The 14813-nt window shown below is 71.9% G+C and carries 14 protein-coding genes and 1 pseudogene; 8 read left to right on the top strand and 7 right to left on the bottom strand.

The genetic code is table 11. The features are described 5' to 3' along the window. Positions 1-72: 72 nt before the first annotated feature. Together ABD194_RS11720 and ABD194_RS11715 are read left to right on the top strand one after the other, a co-directional pair. Positions 73-813, top strand: a complete 741-nt coding sequence (locus tag ABD194_RS11720) for a DUF4118 domain-containing protein (protein ID WP_343991490.1) — start codon at positions 73-75, stop codon at positions 811-813. A 118-nt stretch (positions 814-931) separates the two neighbouring features. Further along, the gene (locus tag ABD194_RS11715) at positions 932-1609 is read left to right on the top strand and encodes a GIN domain-containing protein (protein WP_343991488.1); all 678 of its coding nucleotides are present in this window, start codon (positions 932-934) and stop codon (positions 1607-1609) included. A gap of 28 nt (positions 1610-1637) precedes the next feature. Here ABD194_RS11715 and ABD194_RS11710 read toward each other — a convergent pair whose 3' ends face one another. After that, positions 1638-2723 carry a hypothetical protein gene (locus ABD194_RS11710; protein ID WP_343991486.1) on the bottom strand — a complete coding sequence of 362 codons (1086 nt, stop codon included), beginning with the start codon at positions 2721-2723 and terminating at the stop codon, positions 1638-1640. Between ABD194_RS11710 and ABD194_RS11705 the strand changes: the two are divergent. From ABD194_RS11705 to ABD194_RS11695, 3 genes and pseudogenes are all read left to right on the top strand, one after another. Continuing rightward, positions 2722-3498 (top strand): annotated as a pseudogene (locus tag ABD194_RS11705) (helicase HerA domain-containing protein); the annotation flags it as partial. The gene ABD194_RS11710 and the pseudogene ABD194_RS11705 overlap by 2 nt on opposite strands. A gap of 160 nt (positions 3499-3658) precedes the next feature. Further along, positions 3659-4294 carry an ATP-binding protein gene (locus ABD194_RS11700; protein WP_343991484.1) on the top strand — a complete coding sequence of 212 codons (636 nt, stop codon included), beginning with the start codon at positions 3659-3661 and terminating at the stop codon, positions 4292-4294. A 326-nt stretch (positions 4295-4620) separates the two neighbouring features. Further along, positions 4621-4755, top strand: a complete 135-nt coding sequence (locus ABD194_RS11695; RefSeq protein ID WP_343991482.1) for a hypothetical protein — start codon at positions 4621-4623, stop codon at positions 4753-4755. A gap of 119 nt (positions 4756-4874) precedes the next feature. Here ABD194_RS11695 and ABD194_RS11690 read toward each other — a convergent pair whose 3' ends face one another. Both ABD194_RS11690 and ABD194_RS11685 read right to left on the bottom strand, forming a co-directional pair. Then, positions 4875-5567 (bottom strand): ANTAR domain-containing protein, encoded by a 693-nt coding sequence (locus tag ABD194_RS11690; protein WP_343991480.1) that lies wholly within the window; start codon positions 5565-5567, stop codon positions 4875-4877. A gap of 21 nt (positions 5568-5588) precedes the next feature. Further along, complete coding sequence (locus ABD194_RS11685; RefSeq protein WP_343991478.1) at positions 5589-6110, bottom strand: hypothetical protein; 522 nt, start codon at positions 6108-6110, stop codon at positions 5589-5591. Positions 6111-6237: 127 nt separating this feature from the next. Here ABD194_RS11685 and ABD194_RS11680 point away from each other — a divergent pair, with 127 nt between their 5' ends. Both ABD194_RS11680 and ABD194_RS11675 read left to right on the top strand, forming a co-directional pair. Beyond that, on the top strand, positions 6238-7269 hold the full coding sequence (locus tag ABD194_RS11680) for a chemotaxis protein CheB (protein WP_343991476.1): 1032 nt from the start codon (positions 6238-6240) through the stop codon (positions 7267-7269). Further along, complete coding sequence (locus ABD194_RS11675; RefSeq protein ID WP_343991474.1) at positions 7262-9145, top strand: CheR family methyltransferase; 1884 nt, start codon at positions 7262-7264, stop codon at positions 9143-9145. Before ABD194_RS11680 ends, ABD194_RS11675 begins: the two co-directional genes overlap by 8 nt. A 20-nt stretch (positions 9146-9165) precedes the next feature. On the opposite strand, the gene ABD194_RS11670 is transcribed toward ABD194_RS11675, so the two are convergent. From ABD194_RS11670 to ABD194_RS11660, 3 genes are all read right to left on the bottom strand, one after another. Further along, positions 9166-9543 carry a hypothetical protein gene (locus ABD194_RS11670; protein ID WP_343991472.1) on the bottom strand — a complete coding sequence of 126 codons (378 nt, stop codon included), beginning with the start codon at positions 9541-9543 and terminating at the stop codon, positions 9166-9168. An 87-nt stretch (positions 9544-9630) separates the two neighbouring features. Beyond that, a complete protein-coding gene (locus tag ABD194_RS11665; RefSeq protein WP_343991470.1) occupies positions 9631-10377 on the bottom strand; it encodes a GAF and ANTAR domain-containing protein in 747 nt (248 codons plus the stop codon). A gap of 206 nt (positions 10378-10583) precedes the next feature. Next, complete coding sequence (locus ABD194_RS11660) at positions 10584-12248, bottom strand: fatty acid--CoA ligase (RefSeq protein WP_343991468.1); 1665 nt, start codon at positions 12246-12248, stop codon at positions 10584-10586. A gap of 161 nt (positions 12249-12409) precedes the next feature. Here ABD194_RS11660 and ABD194_RS11655 point away from each other — a divergent pair, with 161 nt between their 5' ends. Next, a complete protein-coding gene (locus ABD194_RS11655) occupies positions 12410-13474 on the top strand; it encodes a sodium:calcium antiporter (RefSeq protein WP_343991466.1) in 1065 nt (354 codons plus the stop codon). Between the two features lie 289 nt (positions 13475-13763). Here ABD194_RS11655 and ABD194_RS11650 read toward each other — a convergent pair whose 3' ends face one another. Beyond that, positions 13764-14801, bottom strand: a complete 1038-nt coding sequence (locus ABD194_RS11650) for a DMT family transporter (protein WP_343991464.1) — start codon at positions 14799-14801, stop codon at positions 13764-13766. Positions 14802-14813 lie beyond the last annotated feature (12 nt).

Here is a 14813-nt window from a genome sequence, read left to right as displayed (position 1 = left end):
GGTGCGCTCACGGCTGCACCGACATCGTCCGGAACCCCTGCGGAAGGCGCTTGGAGGGAGTTGTGTGGAGTCATGACGCACAGCTGGATGGTCGAGCACCGGGTCGCCGTGCGCTGGCTCGCGGTGCTGCTGCCGGTGGTCGTCGGGGCCGCGCTGGTGCTCGTGCGCGACAGCATGAGCGGTGCGGCGGCCGCGATGGTGCTCGTCCTGGCCGTCGTCGCAGCCGCGGCCACCGGCGACCGGGTCGCAGGCGTCGGTGCCGCACTGTCGGCCACGGCGAGCTTCGACTTCTTCCTGACGGTCCCCTACTACTCGCTCGCCATCACCTACCGGGACGACGTCCAGCTCGCCGTCACCCTCGTGCTCGTCGGACTCGCCGTCACGGAGATCGCGGTCTGGGGCCGCCGGCAGCAGGCGGCCGCCCTACGGCGTGACGGCTACCTGCAGGGCCTCGCGCACCTGCTCGACCTGCCGCCGGAGGCCGACGAGCACGAGCGCGGCCGGGTCATCGCGGCGGCCGTCAACCAGGTCCTCGGCGCCGACCGCACCGAGTGGGTGGCCGGCGCGCCTGCCGCCGACGACGCGGTCGTCGACACCGACGGAGAGGTACGCGCGGCCGGGGCCGTCCTCGACGTCCGGCGTCTCGGCCTGCCGACCGAGTCGTACACCGCCATACCGGTACGCGCCGCGGACCGGCTCGTGGGCCACTTCCGGGTCGTCACCTCGACCCGCGTCGTCCACCCGAGCGGCGAGCAGCTCCGCGTGGCCATGCTCCTCGCGGACCGCATGGGAGCGCTGAGCAGCGCGACGTGAGCCTCGCGCTCGACCTGGCCCGACGCATACGCCCACCGCCCGGAAAGGGTGAACGGGCGGGACGTTGGGCCCTGCCGACGAGTGCGACCACCGACCCATGCTGGTCACGGAGGCCATCATGAGATCGACGAGATCCCCGATCGTCCGTGTCCGCGTCCTCGCGCTCGGCCTGGCGGTGACCGCGCTGCCGGCCTGCGGCTACGGGTCCCCAGGTGACGTCGAGGTCGGGGCGGGCGACGTCGTCTCGCGGGCCCGCACCGTCGCCGACTTCACCGAGGTGCAGGCCGGCGGCGGGATCCAGGTGCAGCTCGCGAGCGGGCCGAAGCAGGTCGTGGTCACGGCCCAGCCGAACATCGTGGACATCACCAGGACCGACGTCACGGGCGCTCGGCTCACCCTCGACACGTCGAGCGGCTTCATGAGCACCGACGGCATCGTCGTCAAGGTCACCGTGCCGCGGTTGACCGCCGTCGAGCTGTCCGGCGGAGCGAGCGCGAGCGGCACGGTCGGGAAGGCCGACGCCCTCGCCGTGCGGATGTCCGGGGGCGCCCGCGCGACGCTGTCCGGGTCGGCCGGCACGCTGGACCTGCAGGCCAGCGGTGGGGCCATCCCCGCGCTCGGTGACCTCCGCACGACGGACGCCAAGGTCGACCTCAGCGGCGGCGTGGTCGCGACCGTCGACGTGAGCGGTTCCGTCACGGGGACCGCCTCCGGGGGCGTCGTGCTCACGCTGGTCAGGAAGCCCGTCAGCTCGACGGTGGAGACGTCGGGCGGGGCCGTCGTCAACGTCCCCTGACGTTTCCGGACCCCAACCCGTATCGCCGTCAGCCCCGGGCGCTGCGCAGCGCGGCCACCATCCTGCCGAGGCGACGACGCCCGACCAGGGCCAGGCCCAGCAGGACCCACGGGAGCGCCTGCGGGGCGTCGTGCGGCACGAGCCCGGCAGCCGTGGCGCGGGCGTCGAGCGACGTGCCGTCCGAGGTGCCGGGTGCGCACGCGCCCGCCTTGCCCGAGGCGCGGCCGTTCGCGTCCCCGACGGCCGAGGCGTGTGCCCCGGTGGTGCGTCCAGCCGTCCCGGTGGCGCCGTGCTGCCCCGACTGGCCCGACTGGCCCGACTGGCCCGGCTTGACGACGTGGGCGGCGCCGGCGGGGCAGGGCACGACGGCCTGGCCGAGCGGGACACCCGAACGGGTGAGGGTGGCGACGAGCTCCTTGTCGAGCACCAGCAGGCTCGCATGCAGCGGAGCCGTCGTGGTCACGCGGACGCACGCCCCGACGAGCCCCGGCACGGATGCGTCGACGCCGTTCGTCGACGGGACGGAGCCGCCCGGACAGGCTGCGAGCAGACCTGGAAGTGCTTGCACGAGCGGGGCGCTCACGTTACGACCGGCGACGGTGACCGTGGTGTCGGCCACCGCGGTGCCGCTACCGGTCGCCCGGAGGCAGGCCGTCGCGAGCGGTGACGCGTTGACCGCCAGGTCGAGCACGCCTCCCGGCCTGGGACCCGGAACCACGGGGGCGAGCGGCGAGCCGGCCGCCTGGGCCCGCGCCGTGGACTGGGTGGTGGACAGGGCCGACTTCACTCCCGTCCCCACCGAGCCGAGAGACGGGGCGGGCGCTGACGGAAGCCCGGGGAGCGCCGTGGCGGAGCCTGACGGCGTCGAGGCCGCACCGGTGCCGGTCCGGCCCGCCGTCAAGGGAGCGGTCACCTGGCCCAGGAGCCCGTTGCTCCCGTCGGTGCCCGGCAGGGCCGGAACCGTGGGGACGCTCGAGGTGGAGGTCGAGATGGGCGAGGGAAGGGTGAGGGCCGAGACCGTGGGCGGGGCCGCGACGGTCAGCCCACCGGCGAGGGCGAGCACCGAGACGGCGAGGGTCGTGGATGGGCGGACGGTGGGGCGAGGACGAGACATGGCGACCCGATTCGTTCGAAGGGCACAGCGACGACACCGTGCGAAACGAGCGGTGCAGCCCGTGGGTTACGCGGCAGTAACCAGTCGGTCACCAAGCAACCCGTCGTCGTCGTTCCAGCGACTCTCACCCGCAGAGGGGGATCCCTGCCCCGGCGACCACGGGACGATGGACTCGATGAGCATCGCGACTGAGTCAGCCTCGGGCACGGGCGTCACAGCCCGCGTCCACTCGAGCGACGGACGGTCCCTCGTGGTGACCGGGGACGAGACGCTCGCGGTGCACGTGGGCGACTTCGTGCAGGTCCGCACCGCGGGGCTCGCGACCCTGGTCTTCGTCGACGAGGTCTCGAGCTCCGGGGGTGCCGTGACCGCATCCGGCCGGGTGGTGCAACCGGCTGCCGCACCCCTCCCCACCCGGGAGGCCGCCGGGACGGTCGAACCCGCGAGCTCGGCCGACGTCGCCGCAGCCGTGACCGGCACCGACGCGCGCCTGCACGTCGGCGACCTGTGGAACCGACCCGAGGTCGCCGTCGGCCTTCGCGGCCCGCGGCTCAACCGGCACACGTTCTGGTGCGGACAGAGCGGTTCGGGGAAGACGTATGCGTTGGGCGTCGCCCTCGAGCGCATCATCGCGGGGACGCGGCTGCCGATCGTCATCCTGGACCCGAACAGCGACTTCGTCTCCATCGACACCCTGCAGCCCGGAGCCGTCGAGGAGGACCTGCCGCTCGGGGCGCGTGACATCCGCATCCTGCGGCCGACGGACACCAGGAGCCCGCTGCGGGTGCGCTTCACCGAGCTCACGCCACAGGGCAAGGCCGCGGTGCTGCGGCTCGACCCGATCGCCCACCGGGCCGAGTACAACGCGCTGATCAGGCTCGCCGACGAGTTCTCGGGGTCGGACATCTCCCAGGTGGTCCCGCACCTGCGGTCCCTTGGCGACCCCCAGGCGGAGGCGCTCGGCCCAACGCCTCGAGAACCTCGGGGTCATCCAGTGGGAGGACACGTGGGCGCAGGGCGCGGTCTCCGCCACGGACGTCATCGGCGAGAGACCCGACGTGACCGTCCTCGACCTCGGCGGGTTCGACCGTCACGAGCAGCAGCTCGCCGTCGCCCTCGCAGTGCTCGAGGACCTGTGGCGCCGCCGCGGCGAACGGCGGCCGGTGCTGCTCGTCGTCGACGAGGCCCACAACCTCTGCCCGCCCACGGCGGAGACGCCACTCGGGGCTGCCGTCCTCGAGCGACTGGTCCAGATCGCTGCCGAGGGGAGGAAGTTCGGCATCTGGCTGCTGGTCTCGACGCAACGGCCGGGCAAGGTGCACCCCGGCGTGGTGTCCCAGTGCGACAACGTCGCCGTCATGCGGATGAACTCCCGCGCCGACCTCGACGAGCTGAGCGAGATGTTCGGTTTCGTGCCGCGCGAGCTGCTGCGGCGGTCCACCCACTTCGCCCAGGGGGAGGCACTGCTCGCCGGCGGCTTCGTGTCCTACCCGAGCATCGTCCGGGTGCGGCCGCGCGTCACCCTCGAGGGCGGCATCGACGTCCCGGTGCCCATGGACCCGCCTGCCTGACTGGGGGGCGGCGGGCGATCTGCAGCTGTGCCGACCCGCCGCACTTCCCGGGGTATCGAACGCGGACCGGCCCACACGACCCGGTCGCTGGCGTAGCCTCGGTAGTGCCGGCGACTTGTAACCCACGGGCGACACCGGCCATGTGACACGCATAGGTCAGAGCCATGGAAGAAAAGTCCGCGGGCAGCACTCCGTGGCGAGTGGTGCAACAGGTCTGCATGCCACCGCCGGACGATGGCAGCTGTGCGCATCGACCTTCTCCCAGGCATTCCGCCGGCCCCCCGCCCAGCCCGCCTCACAGCCCGTCTGGTGACGGCGCCGACCTGGTGGACTCGACACTTCTCGAGGAGATCACGCTCCTGTCGGAGGTGATCGTCACCGTCTCCGCCTACCCGACTCACCTGAATGGCGAGGAGATTGACGACGTCCTGGGCGTGGGCGCCAGGGTTCCGCACGCCTGAGCCCGGCGGCGCCCGACCCGAGGAACGAGTCCGGCGCTCAGTCCGGCGCTCAGTCCGGCGCTCAGTCCGGCGCTCAGTCCGGCGCTCAGTCCGGCGCTCAGTCCAGCGCTCAGTCCGGCTCAGTCCAGCTCGACGAGGGTGCCGGACTCCGCCACCTCCGCCGACACCTCACGCAGCTTGACGTTGCGTTCCTGCGACACGAGCCGCAGGGCGTGCATGGCCTGCTCCTCGGCCAGTCCGTAGCGGCTCATCAGGACGCCGCAGGCCTGGCCGATCAGTTCCCTGCTGCGCATCGCAGCGTGCAGGTTCATCACCTGGCGCCGGTGGTCTATCAGGTCGCCGGCCTGTGCCGCCAGCGCCTGGGCCATGGTCAGCGCCGGGAGGTCGACGTCGACAAGCTCCGTCCAGTAGACGCTGAGCGCGCCCGCCGGTCGCCCGCGAGATCGCACCGGCACGGCCACCTCCGACGCCTGCTCCTGCTCGGCCGCCGAGGGCGCCGCCGACGGGAACCGGCCCGGTCTCTCGGAGGAGGAGACGATCACCGGCATACCGGTCTCCACGGCCTCGTACGCCGGCCCGCTGCGCCTACGAAGCTGCTCGCGGGCCATCGCAAGGGCGAGGCTGCTCGTGGCCACGAGCGGCTCGGCATCGTCGAGGTGGAGGTGGATGAGGCTGAGATGCTCCAGCTGCCCGCTGAGGCCTGCGGACGCACTGAGGAGTCCCTCCAGCGTCGCGGCGACGCCCTCGAGCCCCGCCGGCCAGACGCCACTCCCGGGCGGCGAGCCCTTCGTCAGCTGACCGCCCCTGCGCATCGACTGGTCGTGCATGACCGCTCAGGGCTGTCCGGGTCCGCCGAAGCTGTCGTACTCCCAGCAGACGTGTTCCAGGACGGTGCGATCGCGTTCGGACATGGTCCACGCTCCGTTGAGGTAGGCGTCGAACTCGACGAAGTCGGCTCTCCCACCGAGCGACACGAAGTCCCACCACAGGTCGGCGGGGTCGATCGCGCCGCTGCGCAGCCAGGCGAGGGCCTGGGCGCCCGCCTGCGTCGTCGGCGCCGCATCGCCGAGCAGCCCGGGCAGCGCGGGTCGGACCGGCTCGACGCTCGACCCCGCCTGACGCAGCATGGTCAAGGCCTCGTGGTTGCGCACGGCCTCGGCGAGCCGACGCTCGGCGGCTGCTGCCCTGGCCCGCGCACGAGCCAGGCGGTCCCGGGCGAGGGCCAGGGCCGGCCCGCCCATCACCGCGCCGGCCGCCTGCAGGTCGGACACCCGCCGACGGCACTCTGCCGCCCGGGACTCGGCCGCTGTCGCCGACTCCTCGAAGGCTCTGGTTCGCAGGTCGCCCCGGTCCATTCCTTCATTATGCCGTCTGCCGCGGCCCGTAGCCTCTGTGCGGCAGTCCTGCCGGCACTGGCATAGGCTGGACAGAAGCAGCAAGGCTGGTCCTGCGGGCGGGATCAGCCTCGACAGAGAGGGCGTGATGACGGTCCCCGATCGGTCCTGCAGTCGACGCGACGTCATCGTCGTCGGCGCCTCGGCCGGCGGGGTCGAAGCGTTGCGAGCACTGGTCGCCTCCCTGCCTCCCGACCTGCCCGCCACGGTCATCGTCGTGCTGCACGTCCCGTCCTACGGCCGCAGCGTGCTGCCTCGCATCCTCGAGCGCGCCGGGCACCTTCCGGCACGACACGTCCTCGACTCCGCCGACCTCGTCGAGGGCGAGATCCTCGTCGCGCCTCCCGACCACCACCTGGTGGTGCTCGACTCCTGCGTCCGGGCCACTCGGGGACCGCGCGAGAACGGGCACCGCCCCGCCATCGACGTCCTGTTCAGGTCGGCTGCGCGGGCGCTGTCCCACCGCGTCATCGGGGTGGAGCTCTCCGGCGTGCTCGACGACGGAGCCGCCGGGATGTGGGCGATCCGCAGCCGCGGCGGTCTCGTCGTCGTCCAGGATCCCGAGGACTGCCTCTACCCCGAGATGCCGCAGAACGTCATGGCGACGGTCGAGGCCGACCATGTCGTCCCGGCGTCGCAGATCGGCGATCTGTTGGGCCGGCTGTGTCGGGAGGAGTTCGACCCGCCGGGGGCGCCTGCGCCGTCGGCCCTCATCCAGGCCGAAACCGAGTACGCGCTGCTGGAGGAGGGCGCCATGAACTCCGTTGACGGAGCCGCCGCTGCCGGTTTCTCCTGTCCCGACTGCGGGGGAACGCTGTTCGAGATCCACGAGGGAGGCGTCCCGCGGTACCGGTGCCGCGTGGGCCACGCCTGGACCACGAAGGCGCTGCTCGGGGAGCAGTCGGTGCAGCTCGACACCGCCCTGTGGATGGCGCTGCGCAGCCTGGAGGAGAAGGCAGCCCTCGCCGCCCAGCTGGCAAACCGGGCCGCCGAGCGCGGCAGCGCCCTGTCCCAGGCGAGGTTCCAGGACCAGGCAGCGGAGGCCAGGAAGGCCGCCAACAGCGTGCGCAGGCTCCTCGAGTCGCGACCCATGACGAATGCGGAGCTGGTCGATGACTGAGGCCACCCAGCAAAGCACCGAGGACCAAACCTCCGTCGAGGACGACTCGGCCGCCTTCGAGCGCCTGTTGCTCCACCTGAAGGAGGGCCGCGGGTTCGACTTCACCGGCTACAAGCGCCCCAGCCTCCTGCGCCGGGTCCGCCACCGGATGCGTGCGGTGGGCTTCGACACGTTCGACGCCTACCAGGACTACCTCGAGGCCAACCCCGATGAGTTCGTCCCCCTCTTCAACACGATCCTCATCAACGTCACCAGCTTCTTCCGCGACCGTGAGTCGTGGGAGTACCTCAGCAACCACATCGTCCCGGACCTGATCGACGGGTCACAGCACGAGATCCGCGTCTGGAGCGCCGGGTGCGCCAGCGGCCAGGAGGCCTACAGCCTGGCCATGATGCTCACGGAGGCCATGGGACTCGAGCAGTTCCGCGAGCGCGTGAAGATCTATGCCACCGACATCGACGAGGACGCGCTGACCTACGCGCGGGCCGCCACGTACACCGAGCGTGAGATGAAGAGCGTCCCGGAGGAGCTGCGCTCGAAGTACTTCGAGGTCGCTCCCCACGGCATGGTCTTCCGGCAGGACCTGCGCCGCAGCGTGATCTTCGGGCGCAATGACCTCACCACCGACGCGCCGATCTCGCGCATCGACCTGCTGACCTGCCGCAACACCCTGATGTACTTCAACGCCGAGACCCAGTCACGGATCTTGTCGCGGCTGGCCTTCGCGCTGAAGCCCTCCGGCACGCTGCTGCTGGGCAAGGCCGAGATGCTGCTCAACCACATCGACACCTTCGCGCCGATCGACATCAAGCGACGGCTGTTCCGGCGGGGCACCCTGGCCGCGGTCGACCCCCAGCTCACACCCCGACCTCCCGCGGCCTCGATGAGGTTCGCGGTGGCCGACCCGCTGCGGAGCCTGCGCACCGACGCCTTCGCCGCTGCGCCGCTGGCCCAGCTGGTCCTCGACGCCCACGGCACCCTGGCCATGATCAACGAGTCGGCCAAGGAGCTGACCAAGCTGGGCGAGACCGACATCGGGCGACAGTTCCTCGACCTCGACCTGTCGTTCCGGCCGATCGAGCTGCGCCCGGCACTGCAGGAGTCGCGCGAGAGCCGTCAGCCCCGTCGCCTTCGCGGCGTCCGGTGGGCGCATCACAGCCCGGCGCTCTACGTCGACATCGAGCTGGTGCCGCTCGTGGACGTCCGGGAGGGCTACGCCGGCACTCTGGTGGCCTTCAGCGACGTGACGCGCTACCAGCAGCTGCACCACGAGCTCGAGCAGACGACGAAGCAGCTGCGGGCGGCCTCCGAGGAGCTCCAGTCGACCAACGAGGAGCTCGAGACCACGAACGAGGAGCTGCAGTCCACCGTCGAGGAGCTCGAGACGACGAACGAGGAGCTGCAGTCGACGAACGAGGAGCTCGAGACCATGAACGAGGAGCTGCAGTCGATGAACGACGAGCTCCAGGGCGCCAACGAGGAGCTACGCGACCGCGGTGGCCAGCTGACCGAGCTCAACGACTTCATGGAGTCGATCCTGGGCAGCATGAAGTCGGCCGTGGTCGTCCTCGACCGCAACTTCACGGTGCAGATCTGGAACAGGAACGCCCAGGACCTGTGGGGCGTGCGCTCCGACGAGGCCGTCGGGTCGCACCTTCTCAGCCTCGACTTCGGCCTGCCCACGGATGCCATCGCGCCCCTGCTGCGCGCCGTCCTGGGTGACCCCTCCGCGACGCGACACATCACGGTGGATGCGATCAACCGACGCGGTCGGCCAGTGCGTCTCGGCGTCACGGTGGCGCCGCTGATGTCCCGGGAGGAGCCCACCGGCGTTCTCCTGGTCATGGAGGGTGAAGCGGCGACTGAGCGCGAGTGACCAAGTGGCGATCGTGCCCCTCAGGAGGCGTCCGGCTGCCTCTCGTCCGTCACGTGCCCCCGGTCCTGCTCGGCGGCGAGCCGATCCGCGCGAGCCGCCCGTCGGTGGGCGGCCGCGTCGTTGAGCAGGATGCTCTTGCGCGGCTCCTCCATGTGCAGCGCCTGTCGCTCCAGGACTGCGGCAGCACGGTCGTGCGCCATGGCTGCCCTGTCGTGGGCCAGTCCGGATCGGGCGTGCGCGGCGCGAGCCCGCCACACCGACAGCTCCGCCGAGCGCGATGCGGCGCGCACGTCGGCGTCGGTGGAACCCGCACCTGACAGCAGCTCATCGCGCCGGCGCGCGAGCTGCTGAGCGCGCTCGCCGGCGGCGTCGGCCGCCGCGTGGGGAGTTGCCTCCATTTCCACACCCTACGCCCGGCCACGGCCGATGACCGCCGCGCCCGTGTGCGTGCTGCGTCTCTTCCCGGGACGACACGGCGTGGGGTGTCACCGATGCTCGTCGGCGTCGACCCGCAGGGGCAGCTCGCCCGAGTACGTGACTTCCTCGGCCACGTCGCGCAGCTTGCGGTTCATGTTCTGGCTCACCTTGCGCAGCAGGGCGAACGCCTGGTCGTCGGAGAGGCGGTACTGCGACATGAGGATGCCGACCGCTGTGCCGATCTGGCGGCTCGTGGCCAGGGCCTGCTCGAGATTGTCGACGTCCTTGCGGTGCAGGCTCTGCTCGACGGAGAGGGCCACGAAGGGCGCGAGCATGGCGCCGACCGCCACGTCGTCGTCGCCGTAGGCGTGCACCTCGGAGGCGTAGAGGTTGAGGGCGGCCCGATCGCCTCCGGACAGCGAGAGCATCACGCTCAGGATGCTGTGCACGCCCAGCTCGCTCGCGCAGCGCCCCGAGAACGCCGGCCACCGAGGCTCGGCCGACAGGTCGCCGCTCACCACGACACGGTGGCCTTCGCTGGCCTCGAGGCAGGGCCCTTCACGCGTCTCGTACTGCAGCCGGTCGACTGCACCCGGCAGCTCGTCGGTCGCGGCCACCGTCGTCGGCCTCGAGTGCTCGCGCAGCAGCGTCACTGCCGCATGCTGCGCATGCGGCACCATCCGGCTGGCGACCTCCACCAGGCGCGCGGGGCTCACTGGTGACTCGGGGCCGCCAAGGAGGCCGCCCAGGTCGCGGAAGTCGGGCTCGAGGCGGTGCTGGGCGGCGGTGACCGGCCGTGGTCGTTCCCTGGACACGTCAACCCCTTACCGCTCATGGCGGCGCCTCGGCCAGCGGGACGCCTTTCGGTCGCGAACCTCGACCGTACCCGCCGACGCCCGGGCGCGTCATGGGGCGTCCGCTCCTGGGCGCGCGGCAGCGAGGCCGGCCCGGCCGAGCCGGCGACGCGGCGACGCTGCGACCCGGCGACCGGCCGGCCGTGCCTGTGACGGCGTCGGCGGCGTCAGCCCGCCATCCGCACCTCGAGCTCCCCGGCGGCATACCGGCTGCGCAGCACCTTCTTGTCGAACTTGCCGACGCTCGTCTTGGGGACCTCGTCGATGAGGGCCCACCGCTCCGGCACCTGCCAGTGCGCGACCCGGCCCTCGAGGAACTCGCGGAGTCCCTCCACCGTCACGCCGGCGTCGGGCCGCAGCACTACGGAGGCCAGCGGGCGCTCGCCCCACTTCTCGTCGGGCACCCCGACGACGGAGGCCTCGAGCACGTCGGGGTGGGCCATGATGGCGTTCTCGAGGTCGACCGAGCTGATCCACTCGCCGCCGGACTTGATGACGTCCTTGGCCCGGTCGGTCAGCTCGAGGTAGCCGTCGGCCGAGAGGCGGCCGACGTCACCGGTCCGGAGCCAGCCGTCGTCGAACTTCGCTGCCATCTCGTCGAGCTCCGGCTGCGGCTCGGAGCCGTTGGAGTAGTAGGAGCCGGTGATCCACGGCCCGCGGACCTCGACCTCGCCGACGGCCTCGCCGTCGGAGGGCACCACGTCGCCGTCCGGCCCGACGAGCCGGGCCTCGACACCGCAGAGGATGCGCCCCTGCGAGGCCTTGTACCGCCAGAACTCCTCGGAGCCGGGTTCGACGGGGGCCGGCGGGAGTGCCAGCGACGCGACCGGGGACGTCTCGGTCATCCCCCAGCCGTGGACGATGTCGATCCCGTGGCGGTCGGCGAAGGCCCGGATCAGGGCCGGTGGTGCGGCCGACCCGCCCACCATGAGCATCCGGCACGCCGAGACGTCGGTCTCGTGGTCGTCGAGGTAGTGGAGCAGGTCGTTCCAGATCGTCGGCACCCCGGCACCCCCGGTCACCCCCTCGGCGGCGATCATGGCGGCGAGCGGTTCGGCCTGCAGGTAGCGGTCGGGCATGACGAGGGTCGCCCCGGTGACCATCGCGCTGTAGGGGTAGCCCCAGGCGTTGGCGTGGAAGAGCGGCACGACGATGAGGAGCCGGTCGGCCTGCGTGATCCCCAGCGAGGCGGAGACGCCCATGGCGTGGAGGTAGTTGCTCCGGTGCGAGTAGACGACGCCCTTGGGGTGGCCCGTCGTGCCGGAGGTGTAGCACATCGACGACGCGTCGTCCTCGGACAGGTGCTCGGGCCAGTCGAAGCTGGTGGGCTCGTCCGCGATGAGCGTCGCGAGGTCGTGGACGCCCTCCGCGTGCTCCGCGAGGGAGGCCGTCGTGGCGTTGTCGACCGGACCGTTGAGGACGACGTGCCTGACGTCCGGGAGGTGCGGCAGCAGTCGGGCGAACGCCTCGGCGAGGGTGTTGTCGACGAGGACGACCTGGCTGCCGCCGTGCCGCGCGACGTAGACGAGCTGCTCCGGGAAGAGTCGGATGTTGAGCGCGTGCAGCACGGCCCCCATCGACGGCACCGCGAGGTAGGCCATCAGGTGCTCGGCGTTGTTCCACATGAACGTGCCGACGCGCTGGTCGCCGGTGACGCCGAGGCCGCGGAGGGCGTGGGCGAGCTGTGCCGCCTGCCGACCGAGCTCGCGGTAGCTGGTCCGGCGGGCGCCGTCAGGTGTCCACGTGACGACCTCGCTGTCCCCGTGCATCGTCGTGCCGAAGCGCAGGAGCGACGAGATGAGCAGAGGCGAGGTCTGCATGGTGCTCTTCATGTCCTGAGGGTGCCACCAGCGCGCCGGGGACGCAGCCTCTTCCCGTAGCGTCTGTTGCGTCACATTCGGGACGATGCTCGTACGCGTGTGGCGGCGGTGGGTACTGACCAGGTAGATGCTCGCGGCGCCCGGCTCCGGGCCGGCGAGAACCAGGTGCCTCGATGACGTTGCCGCTGCCCGTGCTGCTCCTCGTCTTCGCGGCTGCCGCCGCGGCCATCTGGGTGGCAGGCGTGCAGCTGTCGAAGCAGACCGACGTGCTGTCCACCCGCCTGCACTTCGGAGCGGCCCTGGGCGGCCTGATCCTGCTGGCCATCGCCACGAACCTGCCCGAGATCGCGATCGTCGCCAGCGCCGCCGTGTCGGGCAACATCGGCGTGGCGGTCGGCAACATCCTCGGCGGCATCGCGATCCAGACGGTGGTGCTCGTGGCCCTGGACGCGTTCGGCATCCGCGGCCGGCGACCGCTGACCTACCGCGCGGCGTCCCTGGTCCTCGTGCTGGAGGCTGTGCTCGTCCTGGCCGTCCTCGCCGTGGTCGTCGCCGGGAGCCAGCTGCCCGACAGCCTGATCTGGTGGCGGCTGGCCCCCGCGCCGGTCCTCATCGCGGTCCTGTGGGTCGTGGGCCTGCTGCTGCTCCAGCGCGCCGGCAAGCACCTGCCGTGGCACGAGTCGGGTGAGGCTCCCGACAACCAGGAACCGCCGAAGGGCCACTCGCAGCAGCAGGCGGAGAAGGACGCCTCCACCAAGGGCGTGAGCACCGCGAAGTCGGCGACGATCTTCGGCGTCTCGGCCCTTGTCACCCTGGCGGCCGGGGTGGTCCTCGAGCGCAGCGGGGACGCCATCGCCGGGCACATCGGCCTGTCCGGGGTCCTGTTCGGCGCGACCGTGCTCGCCGCGGCGACATCGCTTCCCGAGCTGTCCACCGGCCTGACGTCGGTGCGCCAGGGCGACTACCAGCTCGCGATGAGTGACATCTTCGGCGGCAACGCCTTCCTGCCGGTGCTCTTCCTGCTCGCGACGCTGCTCTCGGGCAAGGCGGTCCTGCCGCACGCGCAGAGCACCGACATCTACCTCACCGCTCTGGCGATGCTGCTGACCCTCGTCTATGCCACCGGTCTGCTGTTCCGGCCCCAGCGGCGGCGGGCGCGCATGGGAGTCGACTCGATCGTCGTCCTCGTGCTCTATGCCGTCGGTGTCGCCGGCCTGTTCGCCATCGCCCGGGCCTAGCGTGGCCTGATCCAGGCGCACCACCGGTCCGTTGACGAAGTTCGAATGGAGGGACCCCTGGGTGCCGGAGGCCTACGCCCGGCTGCTCGGTTCGACGGACCCCGCAGTGCGCGAGGCGGCGTCACAGGAGTGGGCGCTCTGGGAGGACACGCCCGTGTTATGCCGGCCGGGTGGGTGGACCGGGACCCCCGCTGGTCGTCGATGCAGGAGGCGGGCACGGCGGCGCGTCGATGGCGGAGCAGTGGCGGGAGGCCAACGACGCCTTCACCGGCCCGTGGCACTGACGGGCTCAGCCGGCTCGGGAGACCGGCCTGCGCCGGTTGGGTCCGGCGACGAAGACGGCGGCACCGAGCACGAGGGCTGCGCCGGCGAGCTGCCAGACGCCGAGCCGCTCGCCCAGCAGGAGGTAGCCGAGGGCGACCGACACGATGGGGATGACGTAGGTGACGAGCGATCCGACCTGCTGGCCCACTGCGCGCACCACGTCGAACTGCAGCAGGTAGGCGACCCCGGTGCCGAGGACCCCGAGCGCCAGGAGGGAGAGCACGGGCTGGGCCCAGCCACCGGTCGCGCCGGTCACCGACGACCACGGCGCCGCGAAGGCGCTGCGGTGCAAGGCCCACCAGGCGAGGAGGACGACGACCATCTGGGCGGACGCGACCACCAGCAGGGCCGCCGGGAGCTGGAGCCCTCCGAGGTCCTCCTTGGCGAGGTGCTTGCGCACCCACGTCCAGCCGATGCCGTAGGAGGCGCCGGCGACCAGGGTGAAACCGAAGCCGAGGAGGTCCGGCCGACCGGAGGCCTGCCAGGGCTGTGCGATGACGAGGACGCCGAGGAAGCCGACGCCGACCGCGACGATCTTGCGGCCCGGCAGCCGCTCGGCCGGCAGCATCGCCGCGGTGGCCAGCACCGTCGCCATCGGCGTGGTGGCGTTGCCGATCCCGGCCAGCGCGGAGGCCACTCGCTCCTCTCCCAACGGGAACAGGGTGAAGGGCAGGGAGGCCAGGAGCAGCCCGACGACGAGCAGGTGCGCCCACACCCGGCGCGAGCGCGGCAGGCGACCGCCGACGAGGTGCAGGAGCAGCGTCACGGTGACGGCGCCGAAGAGGATGCGTCCGGTGGCGATCTGGGTCGGCGCGAACCAGTGCAGCGCGTACTTCATGAGCAGGAAGCTGGAGCCCCAGATGAGGGCGAGCGCACCGAACCTCGCCTGCCACGGCACGCCGGGACGCCGGGTCGACGTTGCGGGCCGGTGCCCGGCGGAAGGTGTGGCGGCCGGTGGCGGGGCCATGCTCTCGGCCGGCCCCGGGATGACGCGATCAGGCACGCGCAAACCCTA

Source organism: Terrabacter terrae (genome assembly GCF_039529575.1).
Classification (GTDB): Bacteria; Actinomycetota; Actinomycetes; order Actinomycetales; family Dermatophilaceae; genus Terrabacter; species Terrabacter terrae.
Note: the sequence above shows the minus strand (reverse complement) of the source record. Positions and strands in the feature narration are given on the sequence as shown.

What these genes read in the sequence shown, in the direction of transcription:
- ABD194_RS11720 (WP_343991490.1), top strand. Translation starts at nt 73, where the DNA reads ATGACGCACAGCTGGATGGTCGAGCACCGGGTCGCCGTGCGCTGGCTC.
- ABD194_RS11715 (WP_343991488.1), top strand. Translation starts at nt 932, where the DNA reads ATGAGATCGACGAGATCCCCGATCGTCCGTGTCCGCGTCCTCGCGCTC.
- ABD194_RS11710 (WP_343991486.1), bottom strand. Translation starts at nt 2,723, where the DNA reads ATGTCTCGTCCTCGCCCCACCGTCCGCCCATCCACGACCCTCGCCGTC.
- ABD194_RS11690 (WP_343991480.1), bottom strand. Translation starts at nt 5,567, where the DNA reads ATGCGCAGGGGCGGTCAGCTGACGAAGGGCTCGCCGCCCGGGAGTGGC.
- ABD194_RS11685 (WP_343991478.1), bottom strand. Translation starts at nt 6,110, where the DNA reads ATGGACCGGGGCGACCTGCGAACCAGAGCCTTCGAGGAGTCGGCGACA.
- ABD194_RS11680 (WP_343991476.1), top strand. Translation starts at nt 6,238, where the DNA reads ATGACGGTCCCCGATCGGTCCTGCAGTCGACGCGACGTCATCGTCGTC.
- ABD194_RS11675 (WP_343991474.1), top strand. Translation starts at nt 7,262, where the DNA reads ATGACTGAGGCCACCCAGCAAAGCACCGAGGACCAAACCTCCGTCGAG.
- ABD194_RS11670 (WP_343991472.1), bottom strand. Translation starts at nt 9,543, where the DNA reads ATGGAGGCAACTCCCCACGCGGCGGCCGACGCCGCCGGCGAGCGCGCT.
- ABD194_RS11660 (WP_343991468.1), bottom strand. Translation starts at nt 12,248, where the DNA reads ATGAAGAGCACCATGCAGACCTCGCCTCTGCTCATCTCGTCGCTCCTG.
- ABD194_RS11655 (WP_343991466.1), top strand. Translation starts at nt 12,410, where the DNA reads ATGACGTTGCCGCTGCCCGTGCTGCTCCTCGTCTTCGCGGCTGCCGCC.